General features: G+C 65.7%; 33 protein-coding genes and 1 tRNA gene. 20 read left to right on the forward strand and 14 right to left on the reverse strand.

The genetic code is table 11. The features are described from left to right. The first annotated feature begins 38 nt into the window (after positions 1-38). A tRNA-Met gene (locus ASE61_RS19135) sits at positions 39-115 on the forward strand. Here ASE61_RS19135 and ASE61_RS26085 read toward each other — a convergent pair. The 13 genes from ASE61_RS26085 to ASE61_RS19200 all read right to left on the reverse strand — a co-directional run bounded on the left by ASE61_RS26085 (position 72) and on the right by ASE61_RS19200 (position 6,947). Then, positions 72-1,682, reverse strand: coding sequence for a recombinase family protein (locus tag ASE61_RS26085; protein WP_082617604.1), 1,611 nt, complete (start codon positions 1,680-1,682; stop codon positions 72-74). The genes ASE61_RS19135 and ASE61_RS26085 overlap by 44 nt on opposite strands. Further along, positions 1,636-1,821 carry a hypothetical protein gene (locus ASE61_RS19150; protein ID WP_061969614.1) on the reverse strand — a complete coding sequence of 62 codons (186 nt, stop codon included), beginning with the start codon at positions 1,819-1,821 and terminating at the stop codon, positions 1,636-1,638. Before ASE61_RS19150 ends, ASE61_RS26085 begins: the two co-directional genes overlap by 47 nt. Beyond that, positions 1,821-2,186: a DUF4326 domain-containing protein gene (locus ASE61_RS19155; protein ID WP_061969615.1), complete on the reverse strand. Its 366-nt coding sequence runs from the start codon at positions 2,184-2,186 to the stop codon at positions 1,821-1,823. Before ASE61_RS19155 ends, ASE61_RS19150 begins: the two co-directional genes overlap by 1 nt. Next, complete coding sequence (locus ASE61_RS19160; protein ID WP_061969617.1) at positions 2,183-3,382, reverse strand: phage Gp37/Gp68 family protein; 1,200 nt, start codon at positions 3,380-3,382, stop codon at positions 2,183-2,185. Before ASE61_RS19160 ends, ASE61_RS19155 begins: the two co-directional genes overlap by 4 nt. Beyond that, positions 3,375-3,629 (reverse strand): hypothetical protein, encoded by a 255-nt coding sequence (locus ASE61_RS19165; RefSeq protein ID WP_061969619.1) that lies wholly within the window; start codon positions 3,627-3,629, stop codon positions 3,375-3,377. The genes ASE61_RS19160 and ASE61_RS19165 overlap by 8 nt, the downstream gene beginning before the upstream one ends. Continuing rightward, complete coding sequence (locus ASE61_RS19170; RefSeq protein ID WP_061969622.1) at positions 3,614-3,880, reverse strand: hypothetical protein; 267 nt, start codon at positions 3,878-3,880, stop codon at positions 3,614-3,616. Before ASE61_RS19170 ends, ASE61_RS19165 begins: the two co-directional genes overlap by 16 nt. Then, the gene (locus ASE61_RS19175; protein ID WP_061969624.1) at positions 3,877-4,275 is read right to left on the reverse strand and encodes a hypothetical protein; all 399 of its coding nucleotides are present in this window, start codon (positions 4,273-4,275) and stop codon (positions 3,877-3,879) included. Before ASE61_RS19175 ends, ASE61_RS19170 begins: the two co-directional genes overlap by 4 nt. Next, a complete protein-coding gene (locus ASE61_RS19180) occupies positions 4,272-4,514 on the reverse strand; it encodes a DUF2312 domain-containing protein (RefSeq protein WP_061970270.1) in 243 nt (80 codons plus the stop codon). The genes ASE61_RS19175 and ASE61_RS19180 overlap by 4 nt, the downstream gene beginning before the upstream one ends. A gap of 26 nt (positions 4,515-4,540) precedes the next feature. Then, positions 4,541-4,921: a DUF4031 domain-containing protein gene (locus ASE61_RS19185; protein ID WP_061969626.1), complete on the reverse strand. Its 381-nt coding sequence runs from the start codon at positions 4,919-4,921 to the stop codon at positions 4,541-4,543. 217 nt (positions 4,922-5,138) lie between these two features. Then, on the reverse strand, positions 5,139-5,747 hold the full coding sequence (locus ASE61_RS19190) for a hypothetical protein (protein ID WP_061969627.1): 609 nt from the start codon (positions 5,745-5,747) through the stop codon (positions 5,139-5,141). Continuing rightward, positions 5,744-5,953 carry a hypothetical protein gene (locus ASE61_RS19195; RefSeq protein WP_061969629.1) on the reverse strand — a complete coding sequence of 70 codons (210 nt, stop codon included), beginning with the start codon at positions 5,951-5,953 and terminating at the stop codon, positions 5,744-5,746. Before ASE61_RS19195 ends, ASE61_RS19190 begins: the two co-directional genes overlap by 4 nt. 11 nt (positions 5,954-5,964) lie before the next feature. Then, positions 5,965-6,132 carry a hypothetical protein gene (locus ASE61_RS26610; protein WP_156407157.1) on the reverse strand — a complete coding sequence of 56 codons (168 nt, stop codon included), beginning with the start codon at positions 6,130-6,132 and terminating at the stop codon, positions 5,965-5,967. A gap of 116 nt (positions 6,133-6,248) precedes the next feature. Then, entirely contained in the window at positions 6,249-6,947 is a 699-nt protein-coding gene (locus ASE61_RS19200; protein WP_061969631.1) for a helix-turn-helix domain-containing protein, read from the reverse strand. A gap of 90 nt (positions 6,948-7,037) precedes the next feature. On the opposite strand from ASE61_RS19200, the gene ASE61_RS19205 reads away from it, so the two are divergent. The 6 genes from ASE61_RS19205 to ASE61_RS19235 all read left to right on the forward strand — a co-directional run bounded on the left by ASE61_RS19205 (position 7,038) and on the right by ASE61_RS19235 (position 11,488). Continuing rightward, the gene (locus ASE61_RS19205) at positions 7,038-7,310 is read left to right on the forward strand and encodes a hypothetical protein (RefSeq protein ID WP_061969633.1); all 273 of its coding nucleotides are present in this window, start codon (positions 7,038-7,040) and stop codon (positions 7,308-7,310) included. Between the two features lie 56 nt (positions 7,311-7,366). Then, positions 7,367-7,837, forward strand: a complete 471-nt coding sequence (locus ASE61_RS19210) for a hypothetical protein (protein ID WP_061969634.1) — start codon at positions 7,367-7,369, stop codon at positions 7,835-7,837. Further along, positions 7,834-8,193: a hypothetical protein gene (locus tag ASE61_RS19215; RefSeq protein ID WP_061969636.1), complete on the forward strand. Its 360-nt coding sequence runs from the start codon at positions 7,834-7,836 to the stop codon at positions 8,191-8,193. Before ASE61_RS19210 ends, ASE61_RS19215 begins: the two co-directional genes overlap by 4 nt. Positions 8,194-8,410: 217 nt before the next feature. Then, positions 8,411-9,007 carry a hypothetical protein gene (locus tag ASE61_RS19225; protein WP_061969639.1) on the forward strand — a complete coding sequence of 199 codons (597 nt, stop codon included), beginning with the start codon at positions 8,411-8,413 and terminating at the stop codon, positions 9,005-9,007. Beyond that, positions 9,000-10,367 (forward strand): MT-A70 family methyltransferase, encoded by a 1,368-nt coding sequence (locus ASE61_RS19230; RefSeq protein WP_061969641.1) that lies wholly within the window; start codon positions 9,000-9,002, stop codon positions 10,365-10,367. The genes ASE61_RS19225 and ASE61_RS19230 overlap by 8 nt, the downstream gene beginning before the upstream one ends. Beyond that, positions 10,355-11,488 carry a DNA polymerase III subunit beta gene (locus ASE61_RS19235; RefSeq protein WP_061969643.1) on the forward strand — a complete coding sequence of 378 codons (1,134 nt, stop codon included), beginning with the start codon at positions 10,355-10,357 and terminating at the stop codon, positions 11,486-11,488. Before ASE61_RS19230 ends, ASE61_RS19235 begins: the two co-directional genes overlap by 13 nt. Here the strand turns inward: ASE61_RS19235 and ASE61_RS19240 are convergent. After that, entirely contained in the window at positions 11,469-12,206 is a 738-nt protein-coding gene (locus tag ASE61_RS19240) for a hypothetical protein (protein WP_156407158.1), read from the reverse strand. The two genes, ASE61_RS19235 and ASE61_RS19240, sit on opposite strands and share 20 nt — an antisense overlap. Positions 12,207-12,267: 61 nt before the next feature. Here ASE61_RS19240 and ASE61_RS19245 point away from each other — a divergent pair, with 61 nt between their 5' ends. The 13 genes from ASE61_RS19245 (at position 12,268) to ASE61_RS19305 (ending at position 23,228) form a co-directional block, all read left to right on the forward strand. Beyond that, a complete protein-coding gene (locus ASE61_RS19245; RefSeq protein WP_061969647.1) occupies positions 12,268-12,960 on the forward strand; it encodes a hypothetical protein in 693 nt (230 codons plus the stop codon). After that, entirely contained in the window at positions 12,957-14,114 is a 1,158-nt protein-coding gene (locus tag ASE61_RS19250; protein WP_061969649.1) for a helix-turn-helix domain-containing protein, read from the forward strand. Before ASE61_RS19245 ends, ASE61_RS19250 begins: the two co-directional genes overlap by 4 nt. A gap of 9 nt (positions 14,115-14,123) precedes the next feature. Beyond that, positions 14,124-14,777 carry a transcription termination/antitermination protein NusG gene (gene nusG / locus ASE61_RS19255; protein ID WP_061969650.1) on the forward strand — a complete coding sequence of 218 codons (654 nt, stop codon included), beginning with the start codon at positions 14,124-14,126 and terminating at the stop codon, positions 14,775-14,777. Positions 14,778-14,994: 217 nt separating this feature from the next. After that, positions 14,995-15,324 (forward strand): HNH endonuclease signature motif containing protein, encoded by a 330-nt coding sequence (locus tag ASE61_RS19260; protein ID WP_061969653.1) that lies wholly within the window; start codon positions 14,995-14,997, stop codon positions 15,322-15,324. A gap of 15 nt (positions 15,325-15,339) precedes the next feature. Next, on the forward strand, positions 15,340-16,122 hold the full coding sequence (locus tag ASE61_RS19265) for a hypothetical protein (protein WP_156407159.1): 783 nt from the start codon (positions 15,340-15,342) through the stop codon (positions 16,120-16,122). 3 nt (positions 16,123-16,125) lie between these two features. Beyond that, the gene (locus ASE61_RS19270) at positions 16,126-17,829 is read left to right on the forward strand and encodes a terminase large subunit (RefSeq protein WP_244492915.1); all 1,704 of its coding nucleotides are present in this window, start codon (positions 16,126-16,128) and stop codon (positions 17,827-17,829) included. A 3-nt stretch (positions 17,830-17,832) separates the two neighbouring features. After that, positions 17,833-19,146 carry a phage portal protein gene (locus ASE61_RS19275; RefSeq protein ID WP_082617561.1) on the forward strand — a complete coding sequence of 438 codons (1,314 nt, stop codon included), beginning with the start codon at positions 17,833-17,835 and terminating at the stop codon, positions 19,144-19,146. Next, complete coding sequence (locus tag ASE61_RS19280; protein WP_061969657.1) at positions 19,124-19,963, forward strand: head maturation protease, ClpP-related; 840 nt, start codon at positions 19,124-19,126, stop codon at positions 19,961-19,963. Before ASE61_RS19275 ends, ASE61_RS19280 begins: the two co-directional genes overlap by 23 nt. A 23-nt stretch (positions 19,964-19,986) precedes the next feature. Further along, a complete protein-coding gene (locus tag ASE61_RS19285; RefSeq protein WP_156407160.1) occupies positions 19,987-21,390 on the forward strand; it encodes a phage major capsid protein in 1,404 nt (467 codons plus the stop codon). 87 nt (positions 21,391-21,477) lie between these two features. Then, a complete protein-coding gene (locus ASE61_RS19290) occupies positions 21,478-21,915 on the forward strand; it encodes a hypothetical protein (protein WP_061969658.1) in 438 nt (145 codons plus the stop codon). Positions 21,916-21,973: 58 nt separating this feature from the next. Next, complete coding sequence (locus tag ASE61_RS19295; protein ID WP_061969660.1) at positions 21,974-22,279, forward strand: hypothetical protein; 306 nt, start codon at positions 21,974-21,976, stop codon at positions 22,277-22,279. A gap of 2 nt (positions 22,280-22,281) precedes the next feature. Beyond that, complete coding sequence (locus tag ASE61_RS19300) at positions 22,282-22,878, forward strand: hypothetical protein (RefSeq protein WP_061969661.1); 597 nt, start codon at positions 22,282-22,284, stop codon at positions 22,876-22,878. After that, complete coding sequence (locus tag ASE61_RS19305; RefSeq protein WP_061969663.1) at positions 22,878-23,228, forward strand: hypothetical protein; 351 nt, start codon at positions 22,878-22,880, stop codon at positions 23,226-23,228. The genes ASE61_RS19300 and ASE61_RS19305 overlap by 1 nt, the downstream gene beginning before the upstream one ends. Positions 23,229-23,230 lie beyond the last annotated feature (2 nt).

Below are 23,230 nucleotides of genomic sequence, written 5' to 3' on the forward strand. Positions count from 1 at the left end.
CCTCGACGACGAGCCGGCTCTGCCGGTTCCGACCCTGTGGCGGGGTAGCTCAGCTGGTTAGAGCAGCGGAATCATAATCCGCGTGTCGGGGGTTCAAGTCCCTCTCCCGCTACCATCGGCCCCCCCGACCGTTTCGTCGGGAAGTGGGCGCCTCCGATGAGTGCCGACAATTCCCCAAGCACGTCGATTTGCGGAGCCTCGCCCGCCGGCGCCGGCTGGACCGTCACCGTCCTAATCAGGTCGCGCAGGGCCGCCTTGGCCTCGCCGCCATGCTCCTCACCCTCTGCGATCGCCACCTCAAGCCGCTCGATCGAGGCGAGGTAATGTCTCACAGTCGCGGGGTGCAGTGTCACGATCTGCGGCGGCTGCTCGGCTGTGGCGAGCTCGGCGCGCAGCCGGTCGCGTTCGGCTTTAAGCGGCGGCAACTCGCGCTCAAGAGCGTCTTCCTCGATCAGCCCCTTCACATAAGCCCGATACACCCGCTCGTGCTCGCGCTCGGCGGCTGCAAGCCGTCTCTCGATCTGCCCTCGGTTTGCGACCGTGCTGGCGGCCAGGCGTTGCCGCTCCTCGTTGTAGACACGGACATAGAGGGCAATGGCGTCGCGATCGGCCATGCGCTCGCGCAAGCCTCCCACGACGGCCTGCTCGACCTGGTCGAGATAGTAGCTGCGCCGGTTGCTGCAGCTGCCCGATTCGGCCGCCGTAGTGCAGCGAATCCTGACCCGGCCGTGGTCGCGATCCTTGACTGACATCCCGCCGCCGCAACCGCCGCAGCGCAGCAGCCCGGATAGCAAGTGCCGGGGCTTCGCCCGGTCGCGCGGGCCGTTGAGCGCCCGACCATCGCGCCGGGCCTTCACCGCATCGAAGGTCTCCGCGTCGACGATCGCGAGATGCGGCGCCGCCTTCTCCTGGTGCTCGCTCGCCTCGTTGACGCGGGAGATGCGCCGGCCGGTCGCCGGGTCCTTCACCATCCGGACCCGATTCCAGACCATGCGGCCTGCATAGAGCGGATTGAGCAGGATACCGTGGCCGCGATTGCGATTGCCATTGATGGTGACAGCAGCCCAGAACCGGCCGCGAGGCGGCGGCACGGCCTCGTCATTGAGCTTGCCGGCTATCTCGCGTGGGCTGCTGCCGGCGAGATATTCAGCGAAGATCCGGCGCACGGTCTCGGCCTCTTCCGGCACAATCTCCAGCTTCCCCGGCTGCCCGGCGACAGCGCGATAGCCATAGGCACGCCCGCCTGCACTACGGCCGTCCCTGACCACGCCAGCGAGGCCGCGCCGCACTTTCTGCGCCAGTCCCTTCAGGAAGAGCGCGGACATCGTGCCTTTGAGGCCGATATGCATTTCGCTGATCTCGCCATCCGCGACGGTGACGAGCTTCACGCCCGCGAACTGCGCGGTTTCATAGAGCCGGGCGATATCGGCGAGGTTGCGCGAAAGCCGGTCGAGATCCTCGGTCAGGATGGCGTCATACTGGCCGGCAAGCGCGAGGCCGATCAGGCGCTGATAATCCGGCCGGCCGTGGATCGAGGCGCCGGAGGCGGCGCGATCGGCGAAGACGTCGGTGACGGTGAGGCCGAGGCGGTCAGCATGCGAGCGGCACAGTGCGACCTGGTCCTCGACCGAGCGGTCACTCTGCAGGTCGGTTGAGAATCGAGCGTAGATCGCCGCGCGCATGCGTCAGTGCCTTCAATGGTGCGGCCTGCCCGGTCGCGGCGGCATGATCACGGCGCGCCGCCTCGCGCGCAAGCGCCTCGATCAACCGGACGAGTCCGGGATCGAGCGTGCTTCCGGTGCTGGCGGCGGCGCGGGCCATTAGTCGACGGCCTCGCAAACGGGGCGGTTCGCCAATTCGAGCAGCACGTCGGCATGGCATGGCGAGCCGGGTCTGCACCAACAGGCTAGGTTTTTGCCCCGCAATCCCTCAACCGCTTCGCGCGTCGAGCGCCATTGATGCAGTGCCCTCTCGTAGCGCTCCCGGAAAGCGTCGACCGCAAGCTGCGGCGTAATCTCCGGAAGCCGAAGGCCGTCCTCTTCCACGGCCGGTGCGACCTTGTACGGATTTCCCCATTTCGTCGGACGCGCGACGTTGACGGCCGGCAGGCCATTTGTTTCGTGCGACAACGCCTGCAGTTTGAAGCCGACTCGCCGGGAAAGCTGAAGGCGGACGGGCGTCGTCATGCTCTGCCCTTCGGCATGGCGTTGTGCTCGCCCCCGTCGAGGAAGCGTCCGGCAGTTGCCTTCATGCCTCGTCCCATGATGTGGAAGCGCTCGCCGTGGAAGCCGCGCCCGCCGGCAGCATTTAGCCAGGCGATGTTCGGCCGGTCGTCTGAGTAGCGGCGGCTGTAATCGAGCCGCCAATCGGGATCGTCCTTGTCGCGATCGACCAGGGGAAACCAATTGCCCCACTGCTTGAAGAAGAATGCTGTCCCGGCGGCGGCGCATTGATCGCGGATCTGGCGCGGCCAGTCGGGATGCATCGGACGGGCGCCCGGCCCGCTCTCGCCGCCCACGATGATCCAGTCGAGCTTGGCGCCGCCCAACTCGGTGTCTTCCTCGGCCGGGCAGTCGCATTCAAGAGCGTTAACCTGCCATGTTCCGACCTCCTGCGGGATGGTGATGTCGCGAAAGTCGATCGGCCCGAGCAGCGGCTCGGCGCTGACGAAGCGGACGGCAGCCGGTGTCGCGAGCAGCTCGGGGATGCGCTCGTCGGCGCGCTTCTGATCCTCGGTGCTAACGCCGAGCCAGACGTTCGGGAGGGGCCATTGCCATTGCATGGCCTTGCAGTTGCCCTCCTCGGTCCAGAGGTGATCCTTGGTCGTGTCGACCAGGCCGAACTGCTCCAGATACCTTTCGCAGGCTTCCTCCACCCTGACGCGCCGCCCCGTGGGGCCGCCGGCGGGAATGCTGAGGGTCTCGCCGTGGCCAAGGCTGACAGTTCGCGCGGGCGTGCCCTGCCACTGCTCCAGCATGTATTCGCGCATCCGCGCGCCCCGCTTAGTCAGCACTTGGTAGGTATGGTGCGGCGTCAGCGCCATGACGGCGAAAACGCGGTCGATCCAATCCTCGGGCGTGTCCTCGTGGAAGAGGTCGCCCATGCTGTTGACGAAGTAAGTCGTCGGCCTCTTACGGCGCAGCGGCTCGGTGAGAATGTGATCGGGCGCCAGCGTCAGCTGACCGGTCCAGATGGCCTTGCCATTGACCCGGCGCGTCATTCCCTGAGCCGCCGCCCCCGCCCATTTCCGGCCGCGATAGACGTGCTTGAAGCGATCGGCCATGCCCATGGCGTAGCAATTCGTGCAGCCCGGCGAGACGATCGAGCAGCCGACGATGGGATTCCAAGTCCGCTCGGTCCATTCGATTGAGGTCTCAGCCATTGCCCGGCACCTTTCCGGTCTCGATCATCACAGGAGGGTGCTGCGTGCCGAGCACGCGCAGGATGACAGGCGCGCCCTGGACGATCGCGGCGATCTCGTCCGGTGTCGGGAACCATGCAGTTTCCATGGCCGGTGTGTTCGGCCCGCCGACCGTGCAGTTGATGGCGACGTCGCGCAGCGGCAGGCCCAGATAGCCCTGGCTCTTGCCGAGGATGCGGGTGTGGCCTTCGATCATGCCGATCTGCATGCTGTCGCCTCCACATGGAAATCCGGCCCTTTGACGTGGCCAATGATGAGAGGAGGCAGCTCGGCGCCGCGGCGCAGCGCAAGCCAGTTCGGCCCCTGATCGCGCTCGAAACCGAGGCCGTGCCAGAGGCCTTCCTTGGTGCTCCAGCGGAGCAACCACATGGCGCCGGTCGCGTCATAGCCAAGGAACTGGCCGGGGCTCTTCGCCTCCGGCAGGCCGGGCGTCATCTCGATGCGGATCGGCGAGGTCATGCCGGCTCTCCCTTGATGGGATCGCGGCGATAGCGCTCACGCAAGGTGATCTTGATCCGGCCGAAACGCTCTTCCCATTCGCGCTTGTGAAGCTCGTCTTCGAGCTCAAGCGTCTCACGACGGGTCACCTCAAGAGCGGCGTACTCACCGGCCTCGACGAGCAGATCATAGACGAGCAGCCCCGCCTTGGTCGGCCGGAAACGGCGTTGCCCCTCTTCGCTGACGTCCATGACGACCAGCCCGCGCCGCTCCAGACCATGAATCTGCGTTCCGCCCAAGCCGAGCGAAGCGATCATGTCGCCTTTGCAAAGCAGCGAGAGGGTCTCGACGTGCTTCTCTGACAGGTTGAGGTTGAAGCTGCGACCGAAGGCATAGCGGCGGAAGGCGTCGTTCATGCGACCTCTCCCACTGCCTGCAGGTAAAGATCGAGGATCGCCTCTTCTTCCTTGCGCTCGTCGAGATCGCGCCGGCGAAGCGCGACGACCTTGCGCAGGATCTTGACGTCGTAGCCGGTGCCCTTGGCCTCGGCGTAGACTTCCTTGATATCGTCCGCGATCGTCTTCTTTTCCTCCTCCAAGCGCTCGATGCGCTCGACGATGGATTTCAGCTGATCGCCCTGGACCGGATCGTCCATGTCGCCTCCGGAATTGCTGGGATAGCTCACTGCGCGGTCTCCGCCGCCAATCGCCGCTGCATGCGGCAGTGCTCGACCTGGCGCAGCTTGCGCGTGCCGATCGCGAACAGTACCGCGTCGCCGGTCGCGATGTTTGCGCGCGCCTCGAACTCGACCGGGCCGAACTTGTCGGTCAGGACGGCGCCGGCCTCGATCGCCTTAGCCTTCATGGCGAGCGCGATATCGAAATGCACCCACGAGGCATTGCGATGCTTGCCGAAGCTCAGCTGCGGGTGGCCCTGAATCCACTTGCGCGCGACGCCGATCCGATCGGCCATGGCGAGCAGCTCGTCGAGGCTGTCGGCCCACATGTGGCACATGACCATGCGGCCTAACTGGTGACGGACGTCGTCGACGTAGACGGTCATCGGCGTGCCTGCTTGAAATTAGGTAGGGGCCGCCCGCCACGTTCAAGCAGAACACCGGACAGCGGTGTTAGGTATCCCGGCCCATAAGCGGCCCTGGCATAGTCAGCGATGACCGAGACGCCAACGCAGCACGCCTCGTCCAGCTCCATGCCGGCTTTGACGGCGTTGTGGATCGCGTCTGAGATGCCTTGCGCCAAATCGCGTGGCAAAACGCCGCTCAATGATGATCGCTGCACAGAGCGGCCCCCGCGATCTCGGCGCCGAGGCGCTCGCAGGCATGGGCGACGAGCGCGCGCAGGTCGACGCGCCGCTGATTGAGGCTTTCGCGGGCACGCTCGCGCTGGTGCAGGCGCTTCTCGGCCTGGGCGATCTTGGCTTCCGCCTCCGCAAGCGTGCGGCGGATCTCAAGCGCGGCGGCGCTGTCCTGCAGGATCTCGGCGCGGAGCTTGTTCGCGTCGGCGTCGAGCACGGCAAGTGCGGCCTCGACCTCGCGCAACACGACCTCTGCCGCGACCGGCGGCGGGGGCGGCGCGGCGATGCGAACGCCGCAATTCTCGGCCTGCCCTGCTGGTGTGAGGACGGCGCATTCGCGCTCGTCCAGATAGAGACCTCGATAGGATTCGATGCGGGCCAGCCCGCGCTTGACCAGCGACTGCACCGTTTCATCCCGAACGGGATGCTTCGGGAAGGCGCGGCAGTACCAGTTGCTGTTGCCACCGGCGCGCAGAAGCGCGCCGGTATGCATGAGGCGAAGTGCCGTGCGCTGGGCCATGGTGTTCGCGCGCGGCGCCAGCCCCTGCGCCCCGCGCTCCGGCACCGCGCTCACTGGCGCACCTTGCCGTTGTTGCGGGCGATCTGCTTCGCCTTCTCGAGATGCTCGGCGATCTCGTCCTTCGTAAAGTCGAGGAGCAGGTCTTCCTCGGTCACGCCGCCGGCCGAGGCGGAATGGCTGGAGAGGAAATCTGCCATGCGGGCCGGCACCGAGCGGAGCGCGGCGGCGGGACGGCGGGCGGCAACGGTCTGGGAGATCATGTCCGATCCTTTCAGGCTTGGGAGAGCACCGAGGACCAGATGAGGATCGCGTAGAGCAGCGTCGCGAGCGCGCCGATCTCGACCAGTGACGCGAGATGGCGCCGAACGATCAGCGCGCGGGCATAATCGCTTGGGGTGGCTTCACGGCTGGGGAGGTAGCAGGCAGAACGAACGCACATGGCACGCCTCATCGGGTTTCGATGGGCGCAACATGATGCGGAAAATGAACCGCGTCAATATGGAATGCGGAAAATAAAACGCACCACTGACAGAGCGCGTCTCTGGCCGACGCGGATCAGGTCCGCATCGCCTTGCCACTTTTGATCTGCCTCAAGACCGATCTGCGGGCTTCATCGGCAATAGATTTCACCTGTGCTGCAGGGATTGCCGCAATCACTTCGCTGAAGGAAACGACTGGCACATCCATCATCTCGGGGGCGTTGTAGCTCATGAGATGATAGAGCCCCGTCCTCGAACCTTGCAGGACGCGCTTCAAGTACCGCGCGCCTTCCGCCGTCTCAACCGCGGCGGTGTGACCGATCACTGCGCCTGGATGATCTGCAAATCGCGAGCAAACGATCACGTCGCCAGAATCGTATTTGGGCCACATGCTTTCGCCCTGAATCTGGAATGCCATGGCATCATTTGGTAGCGGAAAAGGAACCTGCACCTCAAATAAGGGCTCATGAGCGCCGATCTGAGCACTCGACGTATCGATAGATCCACCGGCGCCGATGTACCCGAATACGCCGACAACGCTCTGCTCCTGAGCCGAGCCGGGTCCCTCGCCAGTCCCATACGCCAGCCATTCCGGCGAGACAGAGAGAGCTCCTGCGAGCTTTTTCGCAGTGTCGACGGTCGGCGAAGAGTCAGGGTTGCGCATGATACCTCTGATCGCGTCAGGACTCATGCCGGCGGCCAGCGATGCGGCGCGCGGCGTCAGTCCACTTGCCAGAAGCGCCCGCTCAATTCTGTCAACAATGGTCGTACCCATGGTGCGGAATTCTATCCGCACTGCAAAAGGCTCGTGAGCGGAAAATAAACCGTTGACAGATGCGGAAAATGAACCGCATCTATCGCCGCTATGGCAAACCAAATCGAACAGCTCCTGACGGTGGTGGACGCGTTTTGCGCCGCGCGCGGCATTTCTGAAGCTCGCGCGTCAACGCTGATCTTCAACGGTGGCGGACGCATCAAGCAGCTTCGGGACGGTCGAGATATTGGCGTGCTGACCTCGCTTAGCGCGCTGTTGTGGCTGTCGGCCAATTGGCCGGAGGACACCGAATGGCCTTGTGACATCCCGCGCCCCTCGCCGGCCTCTGCCCCTCCCGAGCTTGCCTCGGTCTGTAACCCCTAACGCCCGCATTCCCGGCGGGCGAGCGATATCGCCCGGCCCAGTATCAGAGGCCCCCGATGCGCAAATTCGATGCGGATTTCTACCTCCTGAAGGCGGCCATGGCCGACCTGGTGGAGCGCTGCGGCGGGCAGAAGCGCGCCGCCGATATCGTCGGGCTGGCGCAGTCGACGCTCTCCTATGTCTGCCAGCGCGACAACCCGGCGATGCTCTCGATCGCAGCCAAGCTGATGCTGGAGCGCGAATGCGGCGTGCCGGTCGTCACCAAGGTAGAGGCCGAATTGCAGGGGCACCGCATCGAGCGTGAGGGCGCCCCGCTCTGCGCCGACACTGATGGCCCGTTCGATGCCCACGCTGCCGTCATGATCGAGGTCGGCGATCTCTGCCGGACATTCTCGCAGGCTGTCGGTGACGGGAAGTATTCTCGCACCGACGCCCTGACGGTCGGCAGGGATCTCGCCGATCTGCGCCGCGCGATCGAGCGCTTCGAGCGCGTCAATGCGGCGACGCAAGCCGGAGGCTGCGCGTGAGCTGCGTCCGGATCGACCTCCCGCTTTCGACAGCCGCGGCGCTGCGGCTAGACCAGATGGCGCGCCGGGTGGACCGCGACCCGATCGACTACGCGACGCGCCTGCTGGAAGAGGCGCTGCTCGCGCGGTCGCTCAAGCTGCCGATCGGCGAGATCATCGGTGTCGACCGGGAGCCGGAAGCGCATCTCGCTGCCGAGACGGTCGACGTTCTCGAGGGCGTCGCAGAGGCGGCGGAGCTGACCGGCGCCGAGGCGCGTGCCGTGCGGGCGCTGCGCAGCGTGCGCCATACCGCATCGCAGATCGCCGCCAAGCTGCGGCTGCCCTATCGCGCGGTCGAAAAGGTGCTCGGCTCATGAGCGCCGGCCGCTTCCTCACCCTTCCCCCACCGGCCGTCTCCGAGACCGCGGCCGGTCACTTGCCGCCGGCCCGCGTCACCTCCAGCGAGCCGGCGGCCTTTCCTTCCTGCCCGGACTGCAAGGGCCGCGGCCATCGCATCACCACCCATGACGGCACCTTTCCCGACTGCATCAGCTGCAGCGGGTCGGGCCGGCTTGTCGCTGAAGGAGCGCGCTCATGATTGCCAGGCTTGGCGACTGGATACAGACCTTCTCCGGCCGGCAGTTCTGGCCGCTCGACCCGCGCCCGGAAGAGATCGCGATCGAAGATATAGCCCACGCGCTGGCGCATGATTGCCGCTTCGGCGGGCACTGCCGGCGCTTCTACTCGGTTGCTGAGCACAGCGTCCTGTTGGCACGCGCGGTTGCGCCGGATCTCCGCCTCGCGGCCCTCATGCACGACTCGCCGGAGGGCTATCTGCGCGATCTCGTGCGCCCCGTGAAGCGGACGATGCCGTCCTATCGCGCCGCTGAAACCGCAATCTGGCTCGCGATCTGCGCGCGCTTCGGACTACCGATCGATCTGCCGGCGGAGGTCCACGAGGCGGATAACCGCATCCTCGTCGATGAGCGCCAGCAGAACATGGCACCGCCGCCGGCCCCTTGGAATTCGGAAGAGAACGTCGAGCCGCTCGGCGTGCGCCTCCAGTTCTGGACGCCGGTCGAGGCCGAATTCCAGTTCATGATCCTGTTCGATTCATTGATTGCCGGATCGGCCCCGAGCGCTGGTCTGCCCCCGCGCGGCGCGACCAGGTTCGCAGGCAGCCATGGCTGAGATGATCGCCATCGCGAAACTGCGGCGCGACGGCGGCACGCAGCCGCGCGCCATGCTCGATCCGTCCACGGTCGAGGTGTATGCCGATGGCGTGCGCGACGGCGCCAGCTTCCCGCCCGTCGTCGTCTTTCATGACGGCACCAACCATTGGCTGGCGGATGGCTTCCACCGCACCGAGGCCCATGCCGTCGCAGGCGAGAGCGAGATCGCCGCCGATATCCGGCCCGGCACGCAGCGCGACGCGATCCTGTTCGCCTGCGGCGCCAACGCCACTCATGGCCTGCGCCGCACGACCGAGGACAAGCGCCGGGCGGTGATCCTGCTGCTACGCGATCCCGAATGGTCGGGATGGAGCGACCGCGAGATCGCCGGGCGCGCGCACGTCTCGCATACCTTCGTCGCCAAGCTGCGTGATCTCCATGGCAACGTTTCCATGGAGCGAAAATTCGTCAGCCGTCACGGCACCGTGGCCGAGCGAAACTTCGCGATCGATAAGCGTGCGGCTGACATGGCGACGCTGCGCTCGCTTCCGGTCGAAGCCCTGCATCAGCTCGTCAGCGAGCAGCATCGGGCGAAGCAGGACCAGAAAAAGGCCCGGCGCGAGGAGCGCGTCCTCGGCATGGCCGGCAAGATCGCGGCAGCCAATGAACAGCTCTCCGGCATGGTCGCTTCGGCCAAGCGATACGGCTTGATCATCGAAGATTCCGAATGGCCGTGGGAGTCGTGGTCGGCCGAAACCGGCATGGATCGGGCAGAGGAGAACCATTACCCGACCTCGTCGATCGAGGAGATCTGCGCCCGGCCGATTGGCGAGTTGGCGGCACGCGATTGCGTGCTGCTGCTCTGGGCGACGCCGCCGCGCCTGCCTGCCGCCCTCAAGGTGATGGAGGCGCGCGGCTTCACCTACCGCACCCATGCAATCTGGCGGAAGCTGCTGCCCGGCGCGATGCGCGGGCGCGGCTACTGGTTCCATTTCACGCATGAGCTGGTGCTGCTCGGCACGCGCGGCGATCCGCCCTGCCCGGCGCTGGGCACGCAATGGGACAGCGTCTTTGAGGCGCCGCGCGGCGCCAACTCGGTGAAGCCGCCAACCATGCACGAATGGGCGGAGCGCTTCTTCCCTGGCGTTCCCAAGCTCGAATGCAATGCCCGCGAGGCCCGCGCAGGCTGGGACGTGTGGGGGGCCGAGGCGCCTGACCATTTTGTTGACGCCGCCAAATTGGTCCGCGGCGCCACCCCGTCGCTCGTCATCGTCGACGAGTTTGCGACCGAACTGCCCGCCCTGCCCCTGCGCGGGAGGGCAGAGCAACCGCTCCCTTTTTCCGCTTCATCCCCTGGAGAGCCGACATGCAATTCGTGACGGTCGAGGGCCGATCCCTCAAGCATGCCTTGCGCCCGCTGGTCGACGTGATCGAACGGCGATCGACGATCCCGATCCTCGGCTATGTCCGGCTGACGCTGGAGAGCGACGGCCTGCGGCTTTCCGCGACCGATCTCGAGGTCGAGGTCGAGACGCGGATCGACGTGATCGACGGCGACCGGGCCGGCGGCTGGAGCCTTTGCCTGCCGGCGCAAGCTCTTGCCGGCATCGCTCACGTCGCCGGCGTCATGCCGGTGCGCATCGTGCGCGGCAGCGGCGACGAGGAGACGAAGACGACGATCAGCCTCGGCGACGACGAGGCGGTCTATACGCTCGACGGGCTGCCGGCTGCCGACTTCCCCAGCGATCTGATCGCGCGCGGCGCGCTGCTGGAGACCTTTAGCAATGGCCAGCTGGCGACGCAGCTCGACAAGGTGCGGGCCTTCATCTCGACGGAAGAGACGCGCTATTACCTCAACGGCGTGTGCTGGCATCGCGGGCCGCTCGGCTCCCGCTTCGTCGCCACGGACGGACATCGCCTAGCCTGCTGCCGCGTCAGCGCCGACCCGGTCGACGAGGTCGCGCGGATCATCCCGCGCAAGGCCATCATGCTGATCAGCAAGCACATGGCCGGGCTCGATGTGCGCGTGCATGAGCGCGAGGGTGGCGCGGCGCTGAGCGGGCTCGCCTTTGAGGCGGATGGGCTTTCGATCCGCACCAAGCTGATCGACGGCACCTATCCCGATTTCGACAGGATCGTCGCGCCTTGCGTCGAAAAGGCCGGCGCCTTCGCCATCGCGTTGAAGCGGCCGGATGTCTCGGCCGCACTGGCGCGCCTTGGCGTGTTCGGCCGCGATATCGGGCGAGCCATCAAGCTCGATGCACAGGATGGGCGGCTCGTCCTCGTCCGCAGCGGAGGCGATGGGGGGGCGCGGGCGAAGACAGCCTCGACCTGGCCGGCGGGGCTCACGGCCTTCGGCCTCAACGCGGCCTATTTCGGCGACATGGTCTCCGGCTGCATGGGCGATATCACGCTCGGCCTCTCGGCGCCCGGCGACCCGCTCCTGATCAAGGATTCCGATCCGGAGATGACCCGTATCCTCATGCCGATGCGGGTGTGATGTGTCGACGCATTCGAACCAATTTCTCACGCAAGAGGCCGAGTCGAGTTACCGCGTCGGTCAGTTCGGCGAAGGCCGCGTTATCATCAGCGATGGGACGGCCCGACAGGGCTTGCGCAACTTCCGATGGGGCGTATCCGTTCGCTCGCAACGTGATGTAGCTCGTAGCGCTATTCATCCGGGCTTCGATCTCTGTCCAATCCGTTTCGATCTCGGTTGTTTCCAGTGCCGGGAAAATTTCTGTCGTCTGCTCGTGGGCTTCGACAGCAGTTTTCGCAAGTTCCTCGAAAGACATCGGGAATCGGCCATCGACTCTCAAAGTCCCGATCTGCACGAGGAACACTCCAGCAAGGCGGCCGAGGCGGCCAACAGCAACGATCGCGCGGGCCATTACCAAACGCCGTGCGGCAGCCTTCTCGCGCGTGTCTGCTTCAAGAGCGGCGCGCGTCATCTTGTTCTGCTGGCCGAGCTCCTTCAGTTGCTTGAGGACGAAAAACAGGCCAGCGCCTGCAAGCGCCGAGGATATGATTGTCTGAATCGTCGTCTGGTAACGGTTGAGCCAGAATTCGAAGCACCCGACGCCTCCTGCGGCCTTCATGATGATGCGCCGCTGCTCATTCGAGCAAGCTGGCTCCAGCCACTGCCACAAGTGCATAAAAGCCGCGACCGTCAGAGCGACGGCAATGCCAACGAGCATCTCGCGACTTGGTTTCTGCATCTCGGAAGCCCCCAACCCACAAGCTCTATAGCGCGCCTCGGTTCATTTGGGAGGCCCGCTCATGCGTGACGGCAAACCCCTCCGCGTGCTCGTCGCCTGCGAGTTCACTGGCATCGTGCGACGGGCCTTCACGGCGCGCGGGCATGATGCGTGGTCGTGCGACCTGCTGCCGGCCGAGGATGGCAGCAATCACCATATCGTCGGCGATGTACGCGGCATCCTTGGCGATGGCTGGGATTTGCTCGTCGTCGCGCATCCGCCCTGCACACGGCTGTGCCGCTCGGGCCGGCGCTGGCTCTCCGGCCCCGGCCATATGACGCCGCCGAAGCAGCTGCCGAAGGGTCGCACCTGGCCGGATATGATCGCCGAGTTCGAAGCCGGCGTTGATCTGTTCGTGACCTGCTGGCGGGCACCGATTCCGCGCGTCGCGATCGAGAATCCCGAGATGCATGACATCGCGCGGGCGCGCATGCCCGCCGATGTGCCGCGCCCGCACATGGTGCAACCGTTCTGGTTCGGTCATCCCGAATACAAGGCGACGGGCTGGTATCTGCGCGGCCTGCCGGAGCTGCAGGAGACCTTGCGCCTCGCCGAGCCGCCACATGGCTCGGACCAGTGGAAGGCGTGGAACCGGGTCTGGCGCATGCCGCCGATCGCCGATCGCGGGAAGGAGCGCTCGCGCTTCTTCGACGGCATGGCCAACGCCATGGCCGATCAATGGGGCGGTCTCGTCGATGAATTGAGGGTGGCATGAGCGCTGCCCTGCTGGGCTTGGCGCTCAAAGCCAAGCTGCATTCCCAGACGCGGAAGATGGTGCTGATCAAGCTCGTCGACTGCTGCCATGAAGACGGCACGCGGATCTATCCCTCGCTCGCGACCATCGCGGAGGATGCCGAATGCTCGGTGCCGACCGCGCGCCGGGTGATGCAGAGCTTCGTGCGCGTGGGCCTGCTGCGCCTGGTCAAGGAAGGCGGCTCCGGTGCCAAGTCCACGAACCATTACGAGATGGATGTCGACCTGCTGGCGCGCCTGCGCCGGCCGGAATACTGGCCTGCGCTGGAGGCTGCATCCGTGCATCAGCCCTTGTCCGATTCCGACGATGACGACGAGGCTGCCCATGCGTCAGACGCAGGGCGCGCACGGCCCGCCGAGCCCGCAAATAAGGGTATCACGGTGGAAGGGTATCACGGTGATAGCCTTCCAAACGAGGCGGAAGGGTATCATCAGGGTGATACCCAACCCCTTAGTAAAACCCCTTACTCTGAGAGAGAGGGTGCGCGAGAGCGCGAGAGCACGCCAGCGATCGAGGGCGAGCCTGCGGGTGCCTGGACGCTCGCCGCGTTCATGGCCGAATGGCCTGACGTTCACCGGGACAGCCGGAAGGCCATCGAGACCGCTTGGTCCGCCTTGCCCTTCGCCATGCGCCGGCCGGCCATCGAGCAGATAAAGCCCTTCCTCGCCGACCTGACGCGGAATGGCCATCGCAAGTACCGCCCATCGGCCGCGACCTATCTCGGCGAACGTCGCTGGACGCTGATGCCGAAGCAGGAAGAGGCGCGGAAGGCCAGCGCCTTCGTCGAGGTCAAGAGCTGGTCGAAGGAATGGTGGCTGACGCTGCACTTCCGCATTGCCGAAGGGGCAAGGCAGCGACTGGGCTTCATGGTGCAGCAGGCCGAGGCCCACAAGCCGATCTCGGTCTCGCAGGCTGATCTCGACGCCGCTGCGAAGCGGATCGGGGAGCTGAAGGCCTTCCTTGGACGCGGGCCGGAGATCGAGGCGTGGCGCCTGTGGCTCGCCGATCGAGGCGCCCGCATTCCGGTCTTTGCCGAGGGCAGCAGCGCCCGCGTGTTCCTGCCGAGTGAGATGCCGCCGCGCGACCCGCGCGACGATGACAACGTGCCGCTCTGAGGGCTGACGATGGGACGCCGCCACGAAAAGAAGCCCTTCGTCCATTTCCGCGACGTGCAGGAAACCAAGGTGCCCGCGCCCGAAGATCTCGATCTCGGCCGCGACTGGTATCTCGTGCACTGCGCGCCGCGGATGGAAGCCAAGGCAGCGAAGGGGCTGGCCGATGCCGGATGCTCGGTCTTCCTGCCCGCGATCCGTCGCGTGATCCGCTTCCAGCGCCGCGAGACCGATCATCAGATTGCGACCTTCACTGGCTATCTCTTCGCCTCCGGTGTCCCGACCCTTGGCCGCGACCGTTACCTTGTCGCCGATGATGGCGTGACGGTGATCACCATCAACGGTCGGCCTCTGACCGATATCCGCGAGATTGAAGGCGTGATGTACATCGTGCGCTCTCAAGAGGGCTGGGCACGCGTGCCGGGTGATGCCATCGCCAAGGTTGCCGCCTATCAGAATGACGCGGTTGAGCCCCGCCGCGATATCCTCCGGCCTGATCCCAAGCTCTCCCCTGGGCAAAGGGTCAAGGTCATCAGCGGGCCATTCATGGGCTTCCTCGCCGAGGTGACCGAGCAGCTCGGCTTGGCCGAGGCTGAGGTGCTGATCGAGCTGCTGGGCAAGCCTGTGCCCATGACGGTGAGGGTCGAGCATCTCGATGCGGCGTAGTGATACACAGCGATCATTTATCAGTTGCGTGATCACGATTGACTCTTGCAGTCCGAATCGGACTCCATGGCGTCACGGATCAGCTTGGTCAGTGTGATCGTCGCTTCGGCGGCTCGTATCTCGCAAGCCCGCGTCGCTTAGGTCTTCGGGTCGGCGGCCTTGTGCGAAGCTATATCGACCCGCCGCCGCAAGGTTGGCGGGTTTGGCATATCTGGACATGGGACGTCTCAAGGCCATGCCTCCTCGGGTTGCCAGCGTGGGCAGCCGCATCGCTGTTCCCGCCAAGGTGCCCGATCCCTTCTATGAGGGTAACGCGTGGCGCGAGTTCATCCGCGCGATCAAGGTCCAACGCGGATACGTCTGCGAGGTGGTGACCTGCAGGAAGGACTGCAGCGACAACCATCGCGGCCTGATCGGTGACCACATCGTCGAGCGCAAGGATGGTGGCGCCGACTTCGACCCGTCCAACGTCATGTTGATGTGCACGGCCTGCCACAACCGGAAGACGGCGCGCGAGCGCGGTCGACGCGGGCAGCGGGCCGTCTGACCCGCGACCAGGGGGGTGGTCGAAAGTCTGGGGCCGATAGGAGCCCCGCACCGGCTTTGGTGTCATTCGGAGTTTTTTTTCTTGGACGACGCGAATTCCAGCGACGGAAAGAAAGAAACGAAGGCGGGCCGCAAGGCCTTCGTGCCGAGCGATGAACAGCGCGCGACCGTGCGCCGGATGGCCTCGGAGCGGCTCGGTCATCCTGTCATCGCCGCGGAGATCGGCATCAGCGTGCCGACGCTGCGCAAGGTTTTCGCCGAGGAGCTGAGGGATCGGATCGCCGGCGGCAACCTGTTCGCCGCGGCGGCCGAGGAGATCCCGCCGCTGCAGCCGGTCCCGCCGAAGGCAAAACGCCCGGGCAGAGGTGGCCGGAAGAGCTATCGGCCGGCCGATCGCGACCGGGAAAAGGTCGCTGTCTTGGTCGCTGCCGGAATGACGGTCGACCAGATCGCCCACGCCATGGCGATCACCGAGCCGACGCTGCGCAAACATTACCGCGCCGAGATAGAGACCGGCGCGCTGCGAAAGCGCGGCGAGCTGCTGATGGCTCTCAACCGAGCTGCCTTGAAAGGCAACGTCGCGGCGCTGCGCGAGTCGCTCGCGATCATGGATCGGGCCAATCTTGAGGCCTTGCAGGATGAGGTACGCGGCACGGGCAAGGCGGAGACACAGGCGCCGGCGCCGGCGCCGGCTTCCGATGCGCTCGGGAAGAAGGTGCAAGCGGATATCGATGCGCATCAGGTCGCGACGGATGGCGATTGGGCGGATGTGATCCGCCTTCCGCAAAGGGTTCGATAGGCTGTGAGCTATCACTTCGCGATGCCGGATTGGGAGGAAGCCCTCCTCGCCGGCCGCAGCCTCGTGCCCGATCTGCCGCTCGACATGAGCGAGGCGGGGCGCGCGGTCACGATCTTCGATCGCCTCCGGCTCCCGGACGTTCCGGGCCAGCCAGCGATGGCCGAAGCCGCCGGCGATTGGTTCCGCGACATCGTGCGGGCGCTGTTCGGCTCGATAGTCGATGGCGTGCGGATGGTGCCGGGTGTTTTCGTCCTGGTGCCGAAGAAGAACTCGAAGACGACGAACGGCGCCGCCTTGATGCTGACGGCGCTGCTCATGAATCAGCGACCGAGCGCCTCTTTCGCCCTCTTCGGTCCCACGCAGGAAATCGCGGATCTCGCTTTCGCGGCGATCTCCGGCATGATCGCGGCCGATAAGGGGCTCGCGAAGCTGCTTTATGTCCGCGACCACATCAAAACCGTGGTCAATCGGGTCACGAAGGCCACGCTCAAGGTGATGACCTTCGACATGAAGGTCGCGACGGGCGGCAAGTTCGCAGGGTGGCTGCTCGATGAGCTGCACCTGCTCGGCAAGGTTGGCTACACCTCGCGCGTCATCGGCCAATTACGCGGTGCCTCGGTTGCGGTGCCGGAATCCTTCGGCGTCATCATCACGACGCAGTCGGACGAGCCGCCGGCCGGCGCCTTCAAGGCCGAGCTCGACTATGCCCGCGGCGTTCGTGACGGGCGCATCGCCGATGGTTCCATCCTGCCGGTGCTCTACGAGTTTCCGGAGGCGATGCAGACCGATGGCGCGAAGCCGTGGCGGAAGGTCGAGAACTGGCGCCTGGTGCTGCCGAACCTCGGCCGCTCGGTCTCGCTGCCGGTACTTGAGCGCGACTACGCGACCGCCCGTGAGAAGGGCGACGAGGAAGAGCGGCGCTGGGCATCGCAGCATCTGAATATTCAGATCGGCCTTGCCCTGCACAGCAACCGCTGGGAGGGCGCCGACCATTGGGAGGCGGCCGGCAGCGAGGCTGTCACCCTCGAATTCATCCTGGCCGAGTGCGAGGTCTGCACGGTCGGGATCGACGGCGGCGGTCTCGACGATCTGCTCGGACTGGCGGTGATCGGGCGGCATCGAAAGACGAAGCGCTGGTATCACTGGGGTCACGCCTGGGCTGATCGCGGCGTGCTCCTGCTCCGCAAGGAAATCGCGCCGCGCCTGCTCGACTTTGAGCGGCAGGGCGATCTCACGCTCGTCGACATTCGCGAGACGGCAGACGGCGCCAATGCGGACGTTGCCGGCGTCGCCGATATCGTCGAGCGCATCCACAAGGCCGGGCTCCTGCCGGAAAAGGCCGGGATCGGCGTCGACGCGGTCGGGATCGCTGCGATCGTCGATGAGCTGACGCTCCGCGAGATTCCCGACGACTGCATCGCCGCGGTTCCACAGGGCTACCGCCTTTCCGGCGTCATCAAGGGCGCCGCCCGCAAGCTTAAGGATGGAACGTTGAAGCACGGTGCCCGCCCGATGATGGCCTGGTGCGTCAGCAATTGCCGTTCCGAGCTGAAGGGTTCCGCCGTTCTGGTGACGAAGCAGGCGTCCGGCACGGCCAAAATCGATCCCGTGATCGGGCTCTTCAACGCATTCGACTTGATGAGCCGCAATCCCGAGGCGGCTGGGGGGCCTTCCGTGTACGAATCCCGCGGCGTTCTGGTGCTCTGAGCGATGGCGCGCTCGTCTGTCCCCTCCATCGTCTCGGCCGAGTGCCTGCCGCGGCCAGTCCTGCCGTCGACTGCGCTGGTTGCGGCTGCGCCGCGCGCGATGGTCCAGCCCGCCGGCGGCGGTGCGCTGATCACGACGCAGGCCGAGCTTGAGAGCTATATGCTGTCGGGCCGGGAAACGGCCTCCGGAGCCAGCGTCTCGCCCGATGCCGCGATGCGGACGTCCGTCGTCTACGGCTCTGTCCGCATCATCTCCGGAGCGGTGGCGAACACGCCGATTCAGATGAAGCGCCGGGTCGACGCCCGCACGCGCAGTGACGCCGGCGACGACCCGCTCGCGCGCATCCTATGCAAGCCTCGGAAGGGTCGGCTTACGCCATCTGCCTTCCGGCGCATGCTGACGGCGCATCTGATCCTGCGCGGCAATGGCTATGCCCTGATCGTCCGCTCAATGGGCCGTGTGATCGACCTGATCCCGCTTCATCCGGATCGGATGGAGGTCGAGCAGCTTGACGATCTGAGCCTGAAATACACCTACACACGGAAGAACGGCCGGCAGATCGTCATTCCGCAAGAGGACATCTTCCACCTCATCGGGCTGACGCTCGACGGCTATCGCGGCGTCACACCGATCACCTATGCCCGCGAAGCCATCGGCGTTGCGCTCACGACGGAGCGCCACGGTGCAAGCGTCTTCCGGAACGGCGCCTCGCTCGGCTTGCATTTCTCGCATCCGAACAAGATCGGAAACGAGGCCAAGGACCATCTCAAGGCCAGCCTCGACGATTATCGCGGCGCCGAGAACGCCGGTAAGTCGATCGTCACCGAAGAGGGCATGACGATCTCGCCGATCGGGATGACGGCCGAAGATGCTCAATACATCGAAACTCGGCAATTCACCCGCACCGAGCTGGAGATGTTCCTCGGCGTGCCTGGCTTCATGCTCGGCGACACCGAGAAATCGACCTCCTGGGGCACGGGTCTGGAGCAGCAGGGCGGATCGTTTCGGGCCTATACGCTCGAAGATTACTACACCGCTTGGGAAGAGACGATCGCGCGCGACCTGATTGCCGACGACTCCGACCTCTTCGCCCGCTTCAACCGCTCCGCCATCGTTCGCGCCGACCTCAAGGCCCGTTGGGAAGCCTATGTGAAGGGCCTGCAATGGGGCGTCTTCAGCCCGAATGAGATCCGCGCGCTCGAAGACGAGAACCCGCGCGAGGGCGGCGACATCTATTACCTGCCGCCAAACACGGCCGGGAAGTCCGATCCTTCATCCGATAAGGAAGATGGCAATGAGCCTCCGAAAGCTCCCTGAAGCGCAGGCCTTCAGCCGCCCGCAGAGCTACCAGTGGGATGCTCCCTCGGACGTGCTGGCGCAGTGGTCCGAAGCGCCGCGCGCCGCCGCGAGCGACGAGGACAACGTCATCTCCGTCCTCGATGTGATCGGCGAGGATTGGTGGAGCGGGAACGGCGTCACCGCCAAGCGCATCTCGGCCGCCCTTCGCTCGATCGGACAGAAGGACGTCAAGGTCCGGATCAACTCGCCGGGCGGCGACATGTTCGAAGGGATTGCGATCTACAATCTCCTCCGTGGTCACCAGGCGAAGGTCACGGTGGAGGTGATCGGCTGGGCTGCCTCGGCGGCCTCGATCATCGCCATGGCCGGCGATGAGATCCGCATGGGGCTGGGCAGCTTCATGATGGTGCACAACGCTTGGGGCGTTGTCGTCGGCAACCGTCACGACATGCGCGGCGCGGCCGAGCTGTTCGACAGCTTCGATGCGGCGCTCGCCGATATCTACGAGGCCCGGACTGGCGCCAAGCGCGCCCAGATCGAAAAGCTGCTCGATGCCGAGACCTTCATGTCGGCATCGGAGGCGGTGACCAACGGCTTCGCCGATGTCGTCGACAAGGATCTCGTCGGCGGCACCACTTCCGAAACCCAGTCGAAGGCCTCCGCTCGCGAGCGTCTCGACGTTCTTCTCGCCAAGCAGGGGGTGCCGCGCTCCGAGCGTCGCCGGCTGCTGCGCGAAGCCTCCGGCACGCGTGACGCTGCCGACCACGAGGGCATGCCCGGCGCTGTTCTCGACATCGCTGCGGCGACGCAGCTTCTCGCAACCATGAAGGCCTGATCGGCCTCACCGGAGAATTCAACATGAAGATCGGATATCTGTTCGCGGGCCTCGCGCTCGCGGCACTCGCTGCTGTGTGCCTTTTCCCCAGCGTCGGCGACGGTGTCCACCACCTCGCGACCGCGTATTCGCACCCCGCTACCATGGCCATGGGCATGATGGGCGCCTCCTTCCGCGGCGTCTCCCTGGCGCGTGCCGATGCCGGCGACGCCAACAAGATTCTGAACGAGCTGAAGACCACCTTCGAGCAGTTCAAGGCGGCTCATGAGGAGGAACTGAAGGGGATCAAGAAGAACTTCGCCGATGTGGTGACGACGGAGAAGGTCGAGAAGATCAATGCGCAGATCACCGACCTCACCAAGGCGCTCGATGCGGTCAACGTCGCGCTCGCCGCGGCGAAGGTCGGCGGCGGCGGTTCCGGCGCGCTCGATCCCGCCAAGGCCGAACATGCCCAGGCCTTCGAGAAATTCTTCCGCAAGGGGGCCGACGCCGGCCTGCGGGATCTCGAGGTCAAGGCGAAGCTGACGACGCAGTCCGACCCGGACGGCGGCTACCTCGTGCCGGAGGAAACCTCGGCGACGATCGACCGCGTGCTCGGGCTGATCTCGGTGATGCGGCAGCTGGCCACGGTGATGCCGGTCGGAACGTCCACGTACAAGAAAATCGTCAGCATGGGCGGCGCCGGCGCCGGCTGGGTTGGCGAGGAAGATACGCGCCCCGAGACTGGAACGCCGACGCTCCGCGAGCTGTCCTTCAATACGATGGAACTCTACGCGAATCCGGCAACCACGCAGACCATGCTGGACGACGGCATCATCGACATCGCGGCCTGGCTCTCGGATGAAGTGCAGATCGCCTTTGCCGAACAGGAGGGGAGTGCCTTCATCGCCGGCAACGGCGTCAAGCGGCCCCGTGGCCTGCTGGCCTATGACACTGTCGCCAACGGCTCCTGGTCGTGGGGCAAGCTTGGCTATGTCGTCAGCGGAGCCGCCGCGGACTTCGCCACGCCGTCGACCACGGTTTCCGCTGTCGATGCCTTCATCGATCTCTATTACGCGCTGAAGGCGGGCTATCGGGGCAATGCGTCGTGGCTGATGTCCGATGCCGTCATGGCCAAGGTGCGCAAGTTCAAGGACGGCGACGGCGCTTACATCTGGGCGCCGCCGACCGATTCTGCCGCTGTCGCCACCATCCTCGGCAAGCCGGTCTTCAATGACGACAACATGCCGGGCGTCGGTGCCGATGCCTTCCCGGTCGCCTTCGGCGATTTCAGGCGTGGATACCTGATCGTCGATCGCATGGGTGTGCGCGTCCTGCGTGATCCCTTCACGAACAAGCCCTACGTCCACTTCTACACCACCAAGCGCGTCGGCGGCGGCGTCTCGAATTTCGAGGCCATCAAGCTGATGAAGATCGCCTCGTCCTGACGGGCGCGCGCTCTCGGCAACTGGCGGGCGGCTGATCGGCCGCCCGTTCCACCTGGTCATCCCCTGTCAATCACGAGGACATGTCCGATGAAGGACCTGCATTCCGGCTGCAAGGCCGTGGTGGCGATCGCTGCCGCCTCCCTCTCTGCTGATCCGACTCCGCCGGCCATCGATCGCCGCGGGTATGAGGCCGTCGAAGTAGTGCTCTCGGTCGGCGTCGGCGGCATCACTTTCGACGGCACCAACAAGGTCGAGTTCAAGCTCACTCATTCCGACGACAACGTCACCTATGACGCGGTCGAGCAGAAGGATGTGCTCGGCGCGACCGTTGCCGCCGGCGGCATCGTCAAGTCGCTGGTCGCCGCTCATGCCGCCGCGGCGGCCTATCGCTTCGGCTACAAGGGCGATCGTCGCTACCTCAAGCTCCTGCCGGACTTCTCCGGCACGCACGGCACGGGCACGCCCATCTCCGCCGTCGCCGTGCTGGGCGTCGGCCACGACAACCCGCAAGCCAACCAGATCTGAACCGGCCGCCCCCTCGCGGGGCGTCCTCCTGTCCTGTCTGCTTCAAGGGAGAGCATCCATGCTGTTCAAGAAAGAATTCCGGGGCTGCCGCTCGGGCGAGATCTACCCGACCTCGTTCAGGCCCGGCGACGAATGTCCGGCCGAATTGCGGGTCGCCGCGGTCGAGGTGGGGGCTCTGGAGAGCGCCGAGGAAGCGAAGGCTCGTACCGCGGCCGAGCGCAAGGGAGAAAAGGCTGCTCAGAAGCGTGTCGACATTCTCCTCGCCCTCGCGAAGGAGAAGAACGTCGCGATCGGCGATGATGCGACGGAAGAGCAGCTCGTCGAGGCTCTGGCCGCTGCCGGCGTCGAGATCCCGCAGGCCTGACGATGGCGCGCATCGCCGTCATCACGGCGCCTCAGCCGGTCATGAGTGCCGTGCAGGTGCGGGCTGGAATGCCCGCACTTGCCGGCGTCGATGAGGGGGTACTCGACGCCCTGATCGCCGCGGCGACGGAAGAGCTGGACGGCCCCACAGGATGGCTCGGCCGTTCGATCGGCCTGCAGACACTGGAGCTTCGCCTCGGTGCCTTCCCTTGCGGGCCGATCCGGCTGCCCCTGCCGCCGGTTATCGAGGTGGTTTCGATCACCTATACCGGGTCGGGCGGCAGCAACGTTGTGATGCCGACCACTGATTATGATCTCGTCGGCGATTGCATCGCGCCCAAATCCGGCTGGCCGGCCGGCTGCTATATCCGGGTCCGCTATAAGGCCGGCTATGATGAGACTCCGAGCCGGATCAAGGTCGCCGTGCAGCTGCGCGTCGGCGAGCTCAACGGGCAGATGGTGCATGACGGTCTCCTGAAAAAGGAAGTCGTCGAGGGCGTCGGCTCCTTCGAATACGATCTCGGCGGATCCTCGCAGCGCAGCGCGACCAGCCGCGCCGTCGAGGCCCTGCTGGCCGGCCTCAGGGTCTGGACGATCTGATGACGCCGGCTCAAGCTATCGCCGCCCTCGATCGGCAGCTCGCGCAGCATGGCGAGACCGTCACGCTGCAGCGCCTCGCCGGCGCTGCGGTTGCTCAGGAGGTGACGGTGCCTGCCTTCGTGCGCGGTTTCGCGCCGCAGGAGCTGGTGAACGGCATCACGCAGCAGGATTCCAAGCTGATCCTGAGCCCGACGGACCTCTCGGGCTGGTCGAGCGGCGGGGTCGATTCCCCTGTCCCGGTGAAGAACAACCGGATCGTCATCGCCGGTCGGGTGCGCGCGGTCGAGGCGGCGGCAGGCATCCGTCTGGGCGGCGTCCTCGTCCGGATCGAATGCACGGTGCGCGGCTGATG

Origin of the sequence: Allobosea sp. Root670 (assembly GCF_001429415.1) — a bacterium.
Classification (GTDB): Bacteria; Pseudomonadota; Alphaproteobacteria; order Rhizobiales; family Beijerinckiaceae; genus Allobosea; species Allobosea robiniae.